The sequence below is a fragment of the Emticicia sp. BO119 genome, from assembly GCF_013912375.1.
In the GTDB taxonomy this organism is placed as follows: Bacteria; Bacteroidota; Bacteroidia; order Cytophagales; family Spirosomataceae; genus Emticicia.
Genome location: NZ_JACETV010000010.1, coordinates 83,828 through 98,495, shown reverse-complemented (window position 1 = coordinate 98,495; position 14,668 = coordinate 83,828). Strand labels below are relative to the sequence as shown.

At 34.7% G+C, this 14,668-nt stretch carries 11 protein-coding genes; 3 read left to right on the top strand and 8 right to left on the bottom strand.

Annotated elements, in window-relative coordinates:
• Positions 1-2 precede the first annotated feature (2 nt).
• From H1R81_RS24280 to H1R81_RS24260, 5 genes are all read right to left on the bottom strand, one after another.
• Complete coding sequence (locus H1R81_RS24280; RefSeq protein ID WP_181843350.1) at positions 3-1,196, bottom strand: aspartate aminotransferase family protein; 1,194 nt, start codon at positions 1,194-1,196, stop codon at positions 3-5.
• Positions 1,197-1,577: 381 nt separating this feature from the next.
• Positions 1,578-2,303, bottom strand: coding sequence for a LytTR family DNA-binding domain-containing protein (locus H1R81_RS24275; protein WP_181843349.1), 726 nt, complete (start codon positions 2,301-2,303; stop codon positions 1,578-1,580).
• Positions 2,304-2,443: 140 nt separating this feature from the next.
• Positions 2,444-3,469 (bottom strand): sensor histidine kinase, encoded by a 1,026-nt coding sequence (locus H1R81_RS24270; RefSeq protein ID WP_181843348.1) that lies wholly within the window; start codon positions 3,467-3,469, stop codon positions 2,444-2,446.
• Between the two features lie 250 nt (positions 3,470-3,719).
• Positions 3,720-5,264 carry an MFS transporter gene (locus H1R81_RS27525; protein WP_229251212.1) on the bottom strand — a complete coding sequence of 515 codons (1,545 nt, stop codon included), beginning with the start codon at positions 5,262-5,264 and terminating at the stop codon, positions 3,720-3,722.
• A gap of 36 nt (positions 5,265-5,300) precedes the next feature.
• A complete protein-coding gene (locus tag H1R81_RS24260; protein WP_229251211.1) occupies positions 5,301-7,034 on the bottom strand; it encodes an alpha-amylase family protein in 1,734 nt (577 codons plus the stop codon).
• A gap of 170 nt (positions 7,035-7,204) precedes the next feature.
• Between H1R81_RS24260 and H1R81_RS24255 the strand changes: the two genes are divergently transcribed.
• From H1R81_RS24255 to H1R81_RS24245, 3 genes are all read left to right on the top strand, one after another.
• Positions 7,205-9,082, top strand: a complete 1,878-nt coding sequence (locus H1R81_RS24255) for a glycoside hydrolase family 13 protein (protein WP_181843346.1) — start codon at positions 7,205-7,207, stop codon at positions 9,080-9,082.
• Positions 9,083-9,199: 117 nt separating this feature from the next.
• Entirely contained in the window at positions 9,200-9,850 is a 651-nt protein-coding gene (pgmB, locus tag H1R81_RS24250; protein ID WP_181843345.1) for a beta-phosphoglucomutase, read from the top strand.
• Between the two features lie 177 nt (positions 9,851-10,027).
• Positions 10,028-12,349, top strand: a complete 2,322-nt coding sequence (locus tag H1R81_RS24245) for a family 65 glycosyl hydrolase domain-containing protein (protein WP_181843344.1) — start codon at positions 10,028-10,030, stop codon at positions 12,347-12,349.
• Between the two features lie 431 nt (positions 12,350-12,780).
• On the opposite strand, the gene H1R81_RS24240 is transcribed toward H1R81_RS24245, so the two are convergent.
• The 3 genes from H1R81_RS24240 to H1R81_RS24230 form a co-directional block, all read right to left on the bottom strand.
• A complete protein-coding gene (locus tag H1R81_RS24240) occupies positions 12,781-13,512 on the bottom strand; it encodes a hypothetical protein (RefSeq protein ID WP_181843343.1) in 732 nt (243 codons plus the stop codon).
• A 91-nt stretch (positions 13,513-13,603) separates the two neighbouring features.
• Complete coding sequence (locus tag H1R81_RS24235; protein ID WP_181843342.1) at positions 13,604-14,158, bottom strand: DinB family protein; 555 nt, start codon at positions 14,156-14,158, stop codon at positions 13,604-13,606.
• Positions 14,159-14,202: 44 nt separating this feature from the next.
• Positions 14,203-14,667, bottom strand: coding sequence for a DinB family protein (locus tag H1R81_RS24230; RefSeq protein WP_181843341.1), 465 nt, complete (start codon positions 14,665-14,667; stop codon positions 14,203-14,205).
• Between the last annotated feature and the right edge of the window lies 1 nt (position 14,668).

Below are 14,668 nucleotides of genomic sequence, written 5' to 3'. Positions count from 1 at the left end.
TATTATTCAATACTTGATAAAATTACTTGACAAGCGTATCTTATTTCTTGTTCAGTAATAATCAATGGCGGGGCTATCCGCATTGAATTATCACAATATAAAAACCAGTCTGTAATCACACCTTTGCCAATCGCCCTGTCAATAATAGGTTTAAGAGTTTCGAAATTATCAAATTCAACTGCCATCATCAACCCTTTATTGCGTATTTCTTTTATTTTTGGATGAACTAATAGTTCTTTGAAGAGATTTGCTTTCTTTTCTACGTCCATGGTCAGATTTTCATCCTGAATGGTATTAAGAGTTGCCAAAGAAGCTGCACAGCTCACAGGATGCCCACCAAAAGTTGTAATGTGCCCGAGAATTGGATTATCTTTAAGAACTGCCATAATTGAGTTTGGTGCAATAAAAGCACCTATGGGCATTCCACCTCCCATTCCTTTTGCACACAATAAGATATCTGGGACTACATCATATTTTTCAAAAGCCCAGAATGTTCCTGTTCTACCAAATCCTGATTGTACTTCATCAAAAACTAATAATGCGCCTACTTCATTACAGCGTTCCCTTAATTGTTTCAAATAATAAGGATCAGCCGGACGAACACCCGACTCTCCGCCTATCGGCTCAAAAAAAACAGCCGCAGTAAACCTGGTAATTTTTTCAAGGTCAGTTAACTGGTTTCTGAAAATTTTGCTAATAGATGGTAATAAAGGTCGGAAATTTCTTTTAAAGAGTTCGTCTCCTAACGATAGAGCCCCTTGTGTAGAACCGTGATAGGAACTAAAGCAAGAGATAATTTCACTTCTTCCAGTAAAACGTTTAGCAAGTTTCATTGCTCCCTCAACGGCTTCCGTCCCAGAATTTGTAAAATAAACGTTATCTAAAGTTAAATTCGATGAGGTATGAAAGTTTTCTAATGTCTTCACCAGGCCTTTTGCTAATAATACCTGTGGTTGCTGAACATATTCGCCATATACCATTAAATGCATATATTTATCAAGCTGGTTTTTAATTGCATTAACCACATTCGGGTGTCGGTGTCCAACATTGCTTACACCAATACCTGCAATTAAATCCATATATCGCTCATCATTCTTTCCATACAAATAAATTCCATCGGCTTTTTCGATTTCAAGTGCTAATGGAAATTCAGAAGTCTGGGCAATATTTTGTAAAAAAATTTGTCGATGATTCATCTCGAAAGGTTTCTGGTTATTGATTTTATAAAAATTTGGAATAAAAAAACTCGCAAGCAAAGCTCGCGAGTTTTACGTACTAACCTATTATTTATGAGTAGATATTTACTCCTTATTCTAATTTCTCTACACACTTCCTTAATCTGCCTCATTTGTTTAAACGATATTCGCGTTACAAATTACCTGAGATGCTGATTTACACATCGAGCATGAATTGAGCAATTTAAGTACACCCAAATTCGAACTTTTTTCACTTAGTGCAGGAAACTCTCTTTGAGTTTAGTATAAAGACGATGATTTATACTAAAGAGATGCACAATATTAAGCATATATGCACCTTCTTTAAAATACTTTCGACAAAACACCCGATTTTTGCGACATCTATTTACCACCAATCCTACGCATTAACTCGTCTGAGAACTGCTCACTGACGGGAATCTGATGAGTTCCAATACTTATTTTCAGATTTCTGATAGATTCAATCTTATTGAGGGAAACAATGAAAGATTTGTGGACACGCATAAATGGCATTGATGATAGTTTTTCTTCAATACCTTTCATCGTCATACGAGTAATGACTGGTCTGCTTTGTGTTGCAAGATAAATTTTGATATAATCTTTTAGTCCTTCTATATACAGGATGTCGTTATAGCGGATTTTAACTAAGGAATACTCCGCGTTTACGAAGAAATGTTCTTCTAATGCAACCGGGGGTGGCGCTTGCTGAGGAATATTTTTTAACTGAAATAAATCGTGCGCTCTGTTACATGCTTTGAGAAAACGCTCAAAAGAAACTGGTTTTAGAAGATAATCTATAACATTTAATTCAAAACCTTCTAAGGCAAACTGTTCATAAGCGGTTATGAAAATAACCATTGGATTTGATACCAGACTTTTCAGGAATTGGACACCTGTGATTCCGGGCATTTGTATGTCTAAAAAAAGTAAATCTATCTGGCGCGACTCTGCTTTTTCTTTCTGAATTAACTGTATGGCTTCGAAGGCATTTCTACAGCGTCCGACAAGTTCTAAATAGGGAACCTGTCTTATATTATCTTCTAATAGGTCTAATGCAAGGGGTTCATCATCAATGGCTATACAACGCATGTTATTGGGGGTTTTCTTATTTTTTGCTGAAAATTTCGCAAAAGAAACGAAAGTTTCTCAAACAATTACAATACAAACCTATGAAATTCAAAATGTTTATTCACCTCTTTTAACAATGAAACCTCAAATAGAAACAAAAGTTATGCTGCTTGTCTTAAATTCAATTTCAGTTCAGTTGTATAAAAATTATTTTTTTCCTCTACTTTTAGGGTATGCTGTTCAGGATATAAAAGTTCCAGCCTTCTCCTAACATTTGTTAAACCAATACCAGATGCCCCATCTTTTACTTCCTGAATATCGGAATTAAATTTATTAGTTACTTTAAAAAACAATTGATTATCGACAGTTTGTAATTCAATTCTTATAGTAGGTTTCTCTATCATTCCAACGCCGTGTTTAAAAGCATTTTCCACAAACGGAATTAAAAGCATAGGTTCAATATTCTTGCTAAAAGTGGGAGCTTTTACTGAAAAATCTATGTCTACATAATCACCAAATCTTAATTTCTGGAGATCTATATAATTCTGGAGGTATTTTACTTCATTATCAAGTGTAATCTGTTTATCGTCTTTTTCATAAAGCATGTATCTTAAAAGATCCGACATTTTTAATAATACAGGCTCAACAAGATTCGATTTTTTTCTATTCAAAGCTACCAGACTATTCAAAAGGTTAAACATAAAATGGGGCGAAATCTGTGAGCGCAAGAATGAAAGTTCAGACTTAAGCCTTTCATGTTCATTCTCTCTTTTAGTACTTTGCTGTTTCTGATAATCTGTAAAAAAACTATAGGAAGCACTGATTCCAAAAATATACATATACTGTATAAATCCATTTACATAAAACAAAGTTTCATTGATATCATTTCCGACAAAATAAATCCTTACGGAATACCGGCCTACCAACAAGATTGTAATTACTGAAAACAAGTATAAAAAATAGCGAATTGGTTTTTGTTTATAAACCTTTGGAAAGAGGTATTCAGAGTGTATATAGAAGAGAAAAACTGAAGAAAACGATACATACCCCCAATAAATTGGATTGGTATACGGATTTGTTTGTGGTCTTGATGTATCACGCTGAATAGCATTTAACACGGGTAAAGCGGTATAGCCTAACCACATAATAATATGGAGAAATACATACAGATACCTGTTCTTAAACATTTGCGTCGGTTTTCAATACAATTTAGAATTATTTTCTAAAATAGATATACTTTTAAGATAAAGTGGTAGTGTAAGAAGACCATTTTTATTTTTGTATAGACTTATAATGTGGTTAAATACAGCATTGTTTTTAAATGTAAAATAGACTAATGAAGCAATTTTATAACAAAGTAACCTAATTAATCATTAATTGATATAAGCAATTAAGATTCAAATATAAGACCATACAGAGCTTTAATATCTACTTAACTTAATCTTTATCCTCAACCCTAAGTGCCAGTAAGCCCGCCAAAATCATAGATACCCCACCCAAAACTATTGTGTACAAAGTATTAGCTCCGAAAACTTTCATCGTAAAAAAGCCCAGGATAGTAGCAGCTACAATTTGAGGTATAACTATAAAAAAATTGAATACCCCCATATAATACCCCATTTTATTGGCTGGAAGGGCGCCTGAAAGAATCGCATAAGGCATTGATAATATACTTGCCCAGGCTATACCGACCATACCCATTGATAAAATAATTAATTGAGGGTTAGTAACATAGTAAATAGAAATAAGCCCAATACCCCCGATTATCAAACAGATCATATGCGTAATTTTACGATTTGTCCGTAAAGCAATGAGTGGAATAATGAAAGCAAATAAAGCAGCTACCCCATTTCTTACACTTGAACATACATTAAGCCAGTCTGCACCATCGTTATATTCCTGTTTTACCCTTTTCAACTCGCTTATTTCTTCTGTATTGAGAATATTTTCTTTATTCTCTTCAAAGTAATTCGCTAAATTTATCGAAATCGTAACCGGATTCTGATTTGCCCTGTATTCATTTATCTCATTAATGTCTGCTTGAAGAGACTTGAAAATTTTGGCTTCTTTATCACCTAATTGAGGAGACTGTAATTTAGTATGGAGCGCAGTTTCCATTTTTGTAACCAAGCCTTTCTCTACTTTCATATCATATTTCGTACTTGTAACAGCATTGGTGCTGTAAATCCACATGGCAAACAGACCAAACCAAGTAAAGAACTGTACAACTGCTAATTGTGCCATAGTCTTAGGCATTTTAAAGATACCGATAAAGGTTTCCCTAAAGCCATCTATAAAGCTTGCATTTTTCACCTCTTTTTTAAATTCTTCTATATCTTCAGGAGGGAATTCATCTGTTGTGAATACTGTGTAGAATACCGACAATAAAAAGGCTACCCCACCTATATAAAAGCTATATTTAACAGAATCAGGAATTTCACCAGCAGCTGCAGTATTACTAAAATGAAACCAGTTAGTAAATATCCACGGAAGTAAAGCTGCAATTACAGACCCTACTCCTATAAAAAAACTCTGCATGGCAAAGCCTGTGGTTCTTTGCTTCGAATTCAGCTTATCACCCACAAACGCTCTGAATGGTTCCATCGAAATATTAATAGAAGCATCAAGAACCCATAACATTCCTCCAGCCACCCATAATACTGATGAATTTGGCATAACGAACAGTGCGATAGTTGCTAAAATAGCCCCTATAAAAAAGAAAGGTCTTCTACGTCCCCAATAGGGATGCCAGGTGCGATCGCTTAAATACCCGATAATAGGTTGTACTACTAAACCGGTTACAGGGGCTGCTATCCATAGCAAAGGTATTTCGTCTTTATTGGCTCCCAATGTTTCAAAAATACGGCTAACATTAGAGTTCTGTAACTCGAACCCGAACTGAATGCCAAAAAATCCGAAGCTCATATTCCATATCTGCCAGAATGTAAGTAGTGGTTTGCCTTTATGGACGCTCGTCGCCATTATTCAATAGTGTTTATAGTAGGTTAAAGGTTTTTATTATTTAATCTCAAAAATCAGGACGCTGTTTTTCGGAATTTCGACCTTGATTCTGTCAGTTTTTTGCTCTGCCAAAATTAATTTATTACCAAAAACTCCCTTAAAAGTATGCTTTTCTAAAGGATTTATTTTCATCATTTCCCATGCTCCTTTTGGAATACTAACATCTGTCGAATATGAATTTTCCAAGTCAAAGTTGCAAATAAACAACAATTTTTGTTTTTCAGTAAATCTTAGATAACTAAATATTTTCAGATCGTTATAATTAGGAGATTGACCATGATTATTGACATACTGCAAATCAAAGAATTGTCCATTTTGTACCGCATCGCTTGTATTCACAAATTTTAATAAATCTGCATAAAATTTCCTTATTTTCTTTTGTTCTGAGGTTAATTTACCGCCATCATATTTATAATTATTTACCCAATTCTGGAACTCGGGTACTCCCCAGTAATCAAAAATTGTTGTTCTTCCGTCGTCTCCACTAAAACCCTCTGCTGTATTTGGATTTACACCTAACTCCTGCCCGAAGAATAGCATTACAGGGCTGGAGTGCAATGTAGCACTTAAGATCATTGACGGGACAGCCTTAAAAGCATCTCCTACAAAGAACTTTGAGCAGATGCGGTGTTCATCATGATTTTCTAAAAAGCGAATCATGTGATTGGCAAAATTGCCAGATTCATTCTGCCATACCTTTGTGATATCATTTGCATCACCACCTCCCTGCATTAATCTTCTTAAACTATCATACAAGCCTACCTTATCGTACAGATAATCAAATTTTCCTTCGTTAATATAAGACCAATAAGCTGATGGGTTGTAGATTTCTGCAATAAAAATAATATGTGGATTAATCTTTTTCACTTCAGGTATAACCCAGCCCCAAAATTCTTTTGGTACCATTTCAGCCATGTCGCATCTGAAACCATCGACACCTTTAGTAGCCCAGAAAAGTAATATGTCTCTCATTTTGAGCCATGTATCGGGTACTGGGTTGAAATAGGTTGTCCGATTATCCAAATAATCTACCCCATAATTCAGTTTTACAGTTTCAAACCAGTCATTAATACTTGGATTTGCCATAAAAACATCATTTCCAGTAGCTTTGGCCGGATTCTCAACAAATACTTCCGTAGCTTTTATGGGTGGATTAACATTTGCTGGAACAACAAATTCCTGCCCTTCTATGTAATAGAAATTATTGTTGACCGCAAAGCTTTTAGATTTGTCATCATCTTCTCCTAAATCTCTAACACCTTTTGGCTTTACATCTGAATGATACTGACGAGCCACATGATTAGGAACAAAGTCTATAATAACTTTTAAATCATTTTTATGGCTTCTTAGCACCAGAGACTCAAATTCTTTCATTCTATTTTTTACATTGACCGCTAAATCAGGGTCAACATCATAATAATCTTTAACTGCGTAAGGTGAACCGGCAATTCCTTTTACAACTAAAGGGTTATCTTTTGCTATACCATATTTTGAGTAATCAGTCATCGTGGCATGCTCAATTACACCAGTGTACCAGACATGAGAGACTCCGAATTTCCTTAACGACGTAAGCGCAGCATCATTAATATCATTAAATTTTCCACAACCATTTTCTTTAATAGTTCCGTTGAATTTGTTTGTTGTTTTGGTATTACTAAACAACCTTGTGTAAATCTGATATACTACCAGTTTATCTGCATTCTTTTTAATTGTAGTTTTTTCTTTGGTCATTTTTATCGGGGTTTGTGCAATTGCTTTATTACAAAATAGAAATAAGGCAAAACATATTATCTTATACATTCGATTACAGGTTAAAGTGTTTTCAAATCTAATGAGTATTTTTTTATGAAAAAATACTTTGTTTGTGTTATTTTGCTACCTAAACGAAACACTTTACCTCAATGAAATTACACTTAAAGCCTATTATTCTTATTTTTGTACAATTATTACTATTTACAGAACTTTTTGGACAAAAACCTGATATTCAACGAATCAATCCCTCAAATTGGTGGGTTGGCATGAAAAATCCGAACCTTCAAATCTTGCTTTATGGCAAAGATATAGCCTCTTATAAACTTTCGTTGAATGCTTATCCTGGGGTAAAAATTAAAAAAATCAATAAAGTTGAAAACCCAAACTATCTTTTTGTTGATTTAGAAATTGCTAAAACTACTAAAGCAGGAAAATTAAGTTTTATTATTGGTTCGGAAGTAAATTCGTCGAAAATTGATTACGAACTAAAGACGCGTACGGCTAAACCACAAACCTTAACCCAGGCTGATGTTGTTTACCTGATTATGCCTGATCGTTTTTCGAATGGTGATGAATCAAATGACAAATTTGCGGATATGGTTGATAATAATTCAGACAGAAACAATCCGTGGTTACGTCATGGAGGAGATTTGCAGGGAATTATTAATCATTTAGATTATTTTAAGGAGTTAGGCGTAACTTCTTTGTGGCTTACTCCTGTTATAGAAAATAACCAGCCTGTTACAAATGAAGGGGGCAGCATGCGCAGTGCTTATCACGGCTATGGATTCACCGATCACTATAATGTTGACAGACGTTTGGGAGGTAACGAAACTTATCTGAAACTGATAAATGCTGCACATGAAAAAGGGCTTAAAGTGGTGCAGGATGCAGTATATAATCATACAGGAATTAATCATTGGTTTTTGAGAGATATGCCATCTAAAGATTGGTTAAATCAATGGGATAATTATACAAATACTTCATATAAAGACCAGCCTTTGTTCGACATTCATGCCTCTGAATATGATAAAAAGGTTACGTCAAATGGTTGGTTTGTGCCATTCTTACCTGATTTGAATCAGAAAAATCCATTTTTAGCAAACTTTCTGATTCAACATGCACTTTGGACTATTGAGTATTTTAATATTGATGCCTGGCGAATTGACACTTATATTTACAATGATATGGAGTTTATGAATAGGTGTAATAAGGCAATTTTAGATGAACATCCAAATATGCTACTTTTCGGAGAGTCTGCTGTAGGAACTGTAATCAGTCAGTCTTATTTTACGAAAAATAATTATAATATTTCATTCAAATGCAATCTACCTTCAAGCTGTGATTTTCAGGTACAAAATGCAATTAATACAGCCTTAAATGAGAAATTCGGCTGGAATGAAGGTGTTAACAGGGTGTATCAGGTAATTGCTCAGGATATGGTTTATCAGAATCCTGAGAGATTGGTCCCTTTTGTTGAAAACCATGATAGCGACAGATTTTTCTCTGTTATCGGAGAAGACTTCAATAAATACAAAATGGGGCTTACCTGGCTTTACACCTTGCGAGGGATTCCTCAAATGTATTATGGTACAGAAATACTAATGAAAAACTTCAAAAACCCAACTGATGCTGAAGTTCGTAAAGATTTTCCGGGGGGTTGGGCTGGCGATTCAGTAAATAAATTTGTAGCAAGCGGAAGAAATGCAAAAGAAAACGAAGCATTTGAATGGAATAAGAAACTGTTAAACTATCGAAAAACTTCAGAAGCACTTACAAAAGGCAAAATGACACAGTTCCTGCCTTTCGATGGTATTTATATTTATTTCAGACATACCAATAATCAACGTGTAATGATTATTAGCAACTCAAATACTGTTGAAAAAGAGGTCAATACTCAGAATTTTGCTGAGCTATTGAAAACATCACAATCTGCAAAAAATATTATGACAGGCGAAACCATTATTGATATAAAACGGATCAAAGTTCCTCCCATGACAGCCATGATATTAGAAATCAACAATTAGTTAATTTGTCAAAAATATAATTAAGCGCAATTTTCTATATTTTGAGAATTGCTCTTAGAAAAACTATTAGTTAATTTGTAATGTCATTGCAATGGCAACAAAACAACCAAAGAAAACATGATTAAGGCTTTTTTATTTGATTTAGACGGGGTTATTGTGGATACCGCCATTTATCATTATCAGGCATGGAAACAAATGGCCAATGATTTGGGATTTGATATTTCAGAAGAATTTAATGAGCAACTCAAAGGAGTTAGTAGAATGGAGTCGTTAGATATTATACTGAAATATGGTGGTATTAAACTCAGCGAAGCCGAGAAATTATCATTAGCTACGAAAAAAAACGAAAACTATCTTACTTTAGTGAGTAAAATGAGCCCTGCAGATATTCTTCCCGGGGTTAGTGACTTTTTTGTTCAAGTAAGGAAAGAAAAAATCAAAACAGCATTAGGTTCAGTAAGCAAGAATGCCAAATTGATTTTAGAAAGAATTGGTATGTTAGATGATTTTAATATCATTATTGACGGTAATAAGATTGCAAAAGGCAAACCTGATCCTGAGGTCTTTTTAAAAGGTGCAGAGGAATTAGGCGTTTCGCCAAAAGAATGCCTGGTATTTGAAGATGCCGTTGCTGGCGTGGAAGCGGCTAAGGTTGGAGGAATGAAAGCAATAGGTATTGGTAAAAAGGAAGTTTTAACGAAGGCTGATTTTGTGGTCGAAAATCTGGTAGGTCTCAATATAGATGAGCTTTTAAAACAAATAGCTTAATTCTTGTGCTCAACAAAAGTTAAGTCTGAATTCAAAGTAACCAAAGAGGTCGACAGAAAAGATATGAATTAGATATTTTAATACTAAAGTCTGATTCAGTTAATCAGGCAATAAATGTAATTAAAATAGTACACTTACTTTAACCATAAAAAAGCGAACAAACGCTATAGAACGCGTATGAAAAATTATATTGTCCATAATGAATGGTGCATTATTGAAGATGGATTCCACCCCGAATATAACGAAATTACTGAAAGCCTGATGAGCCTGGGTAATGGACGAATGGGTGGAAGAGGAAATTTTGAAGAAAAATATTCAGGTAAAACATTACAAGGTAGTTATGTGGCTGGGGTATGGTTTCCAGACAAAACACGTGTTGGGTGGTGGAAAAATGGCTATCCAAACTATTTTGCCAAAGTCCTTAATGCTTGTAACTGGATTGGAATAGATTTAGAGATTGAAGGGGAATTACTCGACTTATCCAAATGCGACGTATATGATTTCAGACGAGTGTTGAATATGTTTGAGGGCACACTTGAACGCTCTTTTGTGGCTACACTCCCATCTGGTAAGTCAATCAAAATTAATACTTTACGTTTTTGTAGTTTAAAGGATGATGAATCTGGAGCTATCCGATTTTCAATTACTCCTTTGAATTTCTCTTCTTATGCAAAATTAACAGTCTCATTAGACGGAGACGTATCAAATAAAGACTCAAATCACGGAGAAAAGTTCTGGAATGAAATAAATAAAGAAACAGGGTACAGTGAATGTTATCTGACATTAGAAACTAAAAAATCGATATGGGAATCGGTGCCTACTTTTCAGGTTTGTACAGGAATGAAATTTGAATGCTACCAGCATAACGAATTACTTAGCTGTCAGACATTTCCTATCAAGAAAGATAAATATGTGGCAAATGAAGTAAAAACTTTACTAAAGCAAAACGAAGAGACAATCATTTACAAATACGCTGTTAATCTTTCATCAGAGAACTATTCTAATGAAAATCTTTTGCCCGAAGCAAAAAAATATCTGGACAGAATTGTTGCCAAAGGTTTCAATCAGATGCTTGAAGAACAAAAACAGGCCTGGAAAACCAAATGGGAAGGTAATGATATACAAATAGATGGTGATATAGCCGCACAACAGGGCATAAGATTCAATATTTTTCATTTGCAACAAACCTATACTGGACAAGATGCAAGATTAAACATTGGCCCAAAGGGCTTTACAGGTGAAAAATACGGTGGCTCAACTTATTGGGATACGGAAGCCTATTGTTTGCCATTCTACCTTTCTACCTCTGAGCAAAAAGTAGCGAGAAACCTGCTGGTTTACAGGCATAATCATTTACAAAGAGCTATTGAAAATGCAGTAAAGCTGGGTTTTTCAGGGGGTGCTGCATTGTATCCGATGGTAACTATGAATGGAGAGGAATGTCATAATGAATGGGAGATTACTTTTGAAGAGATTCATAGAAATGGAGCCATCGCTTATGCTATTTTTGATTATATCAGATATACCGGCGATGAAAATTATCTGAATGAATACGGATTAGAAGTATTGATTGGTATTTCAAGATTTTGGGCGCAACGAATCAACTGGTCATCGGCTCAACAAAAATATGTAATGCTGGGCGTGACCGGGCCAAATGAGTACGAGAACAATGTTAACAATAACTGGTACACAAACTACCTGGCAGTTTGGTGCTTGAAATATACGTTAGAAGCAATTGAAAAAGTAAAGAAAGATAATTTCAGATTTGAGGATATTATCAGAATTACCAATTTTGATGAAACTGCCGAAACATCCAGATGGAAAAACATTATTAAAAATATGTATTTCCCTTACGACACACAGCGTGAGGTATTTTTGCAACAAGATGGCTTCCTGGATAAAGAATTATTGACTGTTAATGATATTGCTGAACATCGACCTATTAACCAGAAATGGTCGTGGGATAGAATTCTAAGGTCTTGCTTTATTAAACAGGCAGATGTACTACAAGGGATGTATTTCTTTGAGGATGATTTTTCAATTGAAGAACTTCGTAGAAATTTTAATTTTTATGAGCCGATGACTGTTCATGAATCCTCACTATCACCATGTGTTCACGTAATTCAAGCGGCAAAATTAGGAAAGAAAGACAAAGCCTATGAAATGTATGTAAGAACGGCTCGCTTAGATTTAGATGACTATAACAATGATACAGAAGATGGCCTTCATATTACTTCTATGGCCGGAACATGGATGTCGGTTGTTAAAGGTTTCGGAGGTTTAAGAGTAAAAGCCGATATGCTTTCATTCAGTCCTTTTTTGCCAGAGCAATGGCAAAGTTTCTCTTTCAGGGTCGGTTTCAGAAACAATGCTTTAAAAGTGGCTATCCAACGTGAACATATTGCCATTGAAAACCTATCAGATTCACCTATTTCTGTTTTAGTTGAAGGCAATAAAGTGAGCATTAGAGGTTTAGATACTGTAAATATTCCTCATTGATATGGAGTAATACTATAGTTATGCTCTAAAGGTATGAATGCAAAGTTTGAAGGAAGCTAATGAGTTTAAAGCTTTTATTTTTTATTGCCTCGCATTATATCTCTGATAAAATCAAGTATTAAAGAAGGATAAAAAGAATGAATGTCTTAGAAAATCAAAACCTGATACTAAAAGCCTTAATTGAAAAATGGTGAGAAAGAAGAGATTTAAAACCATTGCCTTTTATACTCGCCTCTTATATTAGCAATCCTAGTACTGAACTTGGTAAAGGAAAAATGCTGAATTCTTTAAGCTATTTAAGTGCCTCAAAATACCTGAATGAAGAAGAACAAAAACTTGTTGAAGAATTGATACTAAGTTATTAGAAATGAACTTATTGCATATGAAAAATGGGCTCTGAAAAGCCCATTTTTCATATTTATGCTTTTCTGTTAATTTACTACAGGTCTTTTCATCATTCTTATTGCTTTTCTGAATCCACCTACAAGTGCCCAGATTCCCAACCCCAAAAGTGCTAAGCCACCAATTACTCCAAGGGCAACCCCTCCTCCAGCACTTCCACATTGGATACCGCAAACAAGTACTACAATTCCGGCTCCAAGCAAAATTATCCCTAAAATAATTAACAGGATTTTTGTAGCCTGATCTGCTTTCGGATTAGGTCTGAACAAAGTTGATTTTTTTATTTTCGCGATTGCGTTTTTGAAGTAGTTCTTAAATACTGATTTGGTGGTCAGCATCGAGCTTTCCCTTTCTTCAAGGGTTGAATTGCTTAGGGTAACTGCTAAAACCGAAAAGGGATAGCTATAAGTTGGTTTTATGTTTAATTCAGCTAATCGGACATGCTCAAAATAAGCAGCGGTTTGATTGCCGATAAATCCCCATAATGCAGCAGCAGATATGCACGCCACCAATTGCATAACTTTAAGCCTGTAATAAAATCTATGGATTAATTCTTTAGCATTAAAAGGATAAGCAAGACATACACCAACATTAATTACGACCATTGTCAGGAAAAAGGCAATGGTAAAAATGGTGCCTTGAAAAAACATTTCTGCCCCTAAAACAAACGCCATCCGGCATTGGATATAAAATAATATAGGGAGAATAATGAAGCGAACAAGTGTGGGGTGCTTTGCTGCCCACCTGGTGATTTGAAACATGGCCGTATAAATTTGTGTGTGAATTTAATTTTATTCAAAATTATAAGAAACATTTATACATTTCCAAGTTTTCGCCATATTTTTTTAGTTATCAGTACTCATCATCAAACCCTTCATTGAAATAACGGCTACTTCTCGAATCGTCCTCGTCATCGAACTTACTTACTTTAGGAGCCATTTTTTTCAGAATACCAATCTGTCCGTTATGATATAAATCATGGTTTATAATACCATGTAGAAGTGTATAAAAATCATACTCACTGCCTGGAACTATTTCAGCCAGAAAATTATCAGTTTTATCTTCGAGGCTGCTAATCAGTTCGTCATGACTCAGAGTCAATTCCATTTGAAGCGTTTCCCATTCAAATTCATCGATTTCCTTTAGATTTCCCCAATTTTGCTTTTCAGTTTTAATGTCAAAATCAGCATCGCCCTGAATTTTCTTTAAGGCAAAAATTCTCCATGTTGTCATGTGATAAACTAACTCTGCAATAGTATGAATTCCTTTCTGACGGTTGCCAGCAGTTTTAGGCTTTATATCTTTCACATTCTCTAATACAGACGGCCCATGCCAAGAGCCCCCATGAAAAGCGGCGTTCAATAAAGTTTTAATTCTGTCTATTTCCTTAGTTTGTAATTCTTCCATTATATTTATATCTAATTCTATTTCTAACGTTTAAATATGCCTTATTATTCCCATAAAACCCAAATCATCCCTAAATGATAAGTATCATGCTGAATCAATCCTGTCAATAATTTATAATAATCATAATCCTGGCCTGGAACTAATTTAACCAGCAATTCATCATCAAACTCATCAAGTTTACTGAGTAATTCTCTCTGATTATTTTTTAATTGCTCTACTAAGTTCTGCCAGTTTTCTTTTGTAATCTCATCTTCACTTCCATAGTTTTCTTCATCACTTACCAAATCAAACCTGATATTGCCATTTAGTTTTTCCAGTACAAACTTTCTCCAGACCCCAAGATGATAGATAATCTGACAAATAGTGTGTTTTGAATAGGCTTTTTTCACATCTACAACATTTATTGGCATTGAGTTGATAAACTCCATTACTGATGGTCCATGCCAGGCATCTCCTCTAAAAACTGTATCCAGATTGTCGACAATTTTCTCAAGCTCGTTACGATTCATA

Bases quoted from the DNA above. Each gene is read 5' to 3' on its own strand.
- H1R81_RS24280 (WP_181843350.1), bottom strand. From the start codon at position 1,196: ATGAATCATCGACAAATTTTTTTACAAAATATTGCCCAGACTTCTGAA.
- H1R81_RS24275 (WP_181843349.1), bottom strand. From the start codon at position 2,303: ATGCGTTGTATAGCCATTGATGATGAACCCCTTGCATTAGACCTATTA.
- H1R81_RS24270 (WP_181843348.1), bottom strand. From the start codon at position 3,469: ATGTTTAAGAACAGGTATCTGTATGTATTTCTCCATATTATTATGTGG.
- H1R81_RS27525 (WP_229251212.1), bottom strand. From the start codon at position 5,264: ATGGCGACGAGCGTCCATAAAGGCAAACCACTACTTACATTCTGGCAG.
- H1R81_RS24260 (WP_229251211.1), bottom strand. From the start codon at position 7,034: ATGACCAAAGAAAAAACTACAATTAAAAAGAATGCAGATAAACTGGTA.
- H1R81_RS24255 (WP_181843346.1), top strand. From the start codon at position 7,205: ATGAAATTACACTTAAAGCCTATTATTCTTATTTTTGTACAATTATTA.
- pgmB (WP_181843345.1), top strand. From the start codon at position 9,200: ATGATTAAGGCTTTTTTATTTGATTTAGACGGGGTTATTGTGGATACC.
- H1R81_RS24245 (WP_181843344.1), top strand. From the start codon at position 10,028: ATGAAAAATTATATTGTCCATAATGAATGGTGCATTATTGAAGATGGA.
- H1R81_RS24240 (WP_181843343.1), bottom strand. From the start codon at position 13,512: ATGTTTCAAATCACCAGGTGGGCAGCAAAGCACCCCACACTTGTTCGC.
- H1R81_RS24235 (WP_181843342.1), bottom strand. From the start codon at position 14,158: ATGGAAGAATTACAAACTAAGGAAATAGACAGAATTAAAACTTTATTG.
- H1R81_RS24230 (WP_181843341.1), bottom strand. From the start codon at position 14,667: ATGAATCGTAACGAGCTTGAGAAAATTGTCGACAATCTGGATACAGTT.